Here is a 2,546-nt window from a genome sequence, read left to right as displayed (position 1 = left end):
TTCATATCTCTCATGGTTGAAATTAACTGGTTCAACAAAGCCGTTCCATCCCGCGCTTCTCTGTTCGCCCTGTCGAAGTCATCGTACCAACCAAGTGTTCTATAACGATTCGAAGCCCTTATCCCAAAGTACGTATCGAGAATATCCGTCGTCTTTGAGACATAAGCCCTTCCATCTTCAAGAGAGGCAATTTCCTCTTCAACCAGAGCCAGGGTAGATTTTATTCTTATGGATTCAAGCGCCATCAAGTATTCAGCCTCTGCTCTATCGGCCTCTTCTTTGAGCTCAGCAATTCTGCTGCCGAGTATTTCACTCCTCTCCTCAAGAGATTTCAGTTCTTTCCTCAAAGAGGTCGTGTTTTCCGAAACTTCGACGTACTCAGAAATGCTTGTCTCGAGAACGGGAAGAATCCTGGAAAGATTTGAAATAGCGATGTTTATTACATCGATCCCCTTTGACACCTCAGAGTTTCCCGAGGCATTGGCAAGGGCCTCTTTGTTATCGGAAAACCAGGCCATTTCTCCCAAAAGCTCTGAAAGACTAGAAGACAGCTCCTGAACATTCTGCATCTCCGCGAGCTGCTGTTGGAGAAGACCGATGGTCTTTCTTGCTGAGTCGACCTCATCGAGTGAACTGTTAAGCCTGGCTTCTGAAACAGCCGTGTACTCTTCGACTCCTTTTGAAATCACAATCTGCAAAGGGGGAATCAAGGCCGAAAGCTTGCTCTTTTCGGAAAGTATTGTGGGAAGCGCGACCTCAAACGAATCTTCCAGCTCCGCCAATGCAGATTCAGAAGTCGCCAGTGCCTTTTCTACCGCCTCTTTATCTGCTTCTACAACGCCAAGTTCTTCGATCGCGGAGACATACTCATGATACTCTGGACCAAAAGCCTCTTCAGCAAGTAAAGACAGGTCTTGGGAGACTTTTTCGGCTGCAGCTTCGACTTCTTCCCAGGCATCTCCTGCCGCCTTGAAGGAGTCGTAGAGCTTCGTTCTTACTCCGTTCAGCGCATCCTGTTCTGCCTGGGGCATTGTCGATTCCACATCTCGCAAATATCTGTTAATTACCCTGAGCCACTCTACTCTTCGCCATTCCGAGTAATCGATTGAAGAGAGTGATATGTAATTCTCTATCGACTCAAGAGATCTGACAACTTCGTCTTTGTTCTCGAACTCCAGTTCTTTTATTGCGTCGAGCGTCTCGTTTCTATAGAGAAAGACATCTTCGTATAGCTTCCTGTATGTCTCCAAAGATTTCACTATGGGATCCGCTCTTTCACCTAACAAATCGATGTAGAAGGGATAGACTCCTTCGAGCGAAGGGGCAGTTGTCTCAAGGAGTTCGCCGACGGCGTAGGCCATCTTCACTTCGCTTAGTTCACCTATCTCCTGCAATCTTTCTTCAAAAAGTGCTTTATCGCGCAGTCTCACCTCGTTCATCTCACGAATGATCAAACTCTCTTTTTCTTTCAGCTCTTTTTCTATGGCTGAGGTTCCGTTCTCGATGGAAGCGACCATCTCTTCGCTTTCATCCATGAGATCCTCAAACTTAACAAGATATCTCTCTACAGTCTTCTTGAGGTCCTCCTGACTTCTTCCTCTGTATTCACCAGTGGCATATGTGGCGCTTTGCAGATCAAGAATCAGTCTTCCCACACTCCTCTCTGGAAAAAGAAGATTTCTGTAGTGCTGAAAGGTAATCCTGCTTGAAAAAAGATTAGATGAAAAGGCTGCCTGATCTCTCCTAACAGAAGTGCTCACAAGCCAGACCATCGGGAAAAGAACTACAACAACAACGACAATAAGAATTAAATGTCTGATCCAGTATTTTCTTCTCTCAACGGCCATTATCTACTCACCTCTTCAAAGGAGCCGGAAAGTTTGAAGTTTATCCAGCTGAAACCTGCGACGATGATGAATATTAGTATCGATATGGCGCTCGCGAAACCAAAGTCTTGGCCTCTCCCCTCAAACGCGAGTTTGAACGTATACGAAATCAGAATATCCGTAGCCCCCGCCGGCGTTGAAGCTCCCACGATTGCAGGCCCACCCTGAGTTACTAGATAGATGCCGGTGAAGTTGTTGAAGTTGAAGGCGAAGCTTCCGACGAGTAAAGGAGCAACGGTAACCATCAGAAGGGGAAAAGTGATCTTTCTGAATCTCTGAAATTTCGTGGCTCCATCTATTGAAGAGGCCTCATAGAACTCTTCCGGTATGCTTTGAAGAGCCCCCAGACTGACGGTCATCATGTAAGGAAATCCAAGCCATGTATTGACAAGCAGGACCGAAACCTTTGCCCAGAAGGCATCATTCAACCACTTTATTGGTTCAAGGCCGAAGAGTCCTTGGACAATGAATCGGTTCAATACACCATAGGTCTCGTTGAAGAAACCATTTCGCCAGACTAGAGCAGATATGAATGCGGGAATCGCCCATGGAATAATGAGCAGAGTTCGATATATCTTCTTTCCCTTAAGTCTCTTGTCATTGAGCGTGATGGCAAGAGCCAATCCAATAGTGAAGGAAAAAAGAACGCTAAGACCAGCC

2 protein-coding genes are annotated in these 2,546 nt (G+C 46.2%); both read right to left on the bottom strand.

Annotated features, from left to right (window positions below; genetic code table 11):
- Positions 1 to 1,847 (bottom strand): maltose ABC transporter permease (locus BG32_RS08850; protein WP_121526696.1); only part of this gene is annotated, 1,847 nt, incomplete at its 3' end.
- A partial coding sequence (locus tag BG32_RS08845) for an ABC transporter permease subunit (RefSeq protein WP_121526695.1) occupies positions 1,847 to 2,546 on the bottom strand: 700 nt, incomplete at its 5' end. The genes BG32_RS08850 and BG32_RS08845, both read right to left, overlap by 1 nt.

Origin of the sequence: Mesotoga sp. HF07.pep.5.2.highcov, from assembly GCF_003666285.1 — a bacterium.
Lineage (GTDB): Bacteria > Thermotogota > Thermotogae > Petrotogales > Kosmotogaceae > Mesotoga > Mesotoga prima.
This window is presented reverse-complemented; position numbering and strand designations above follow the sequence as displayed.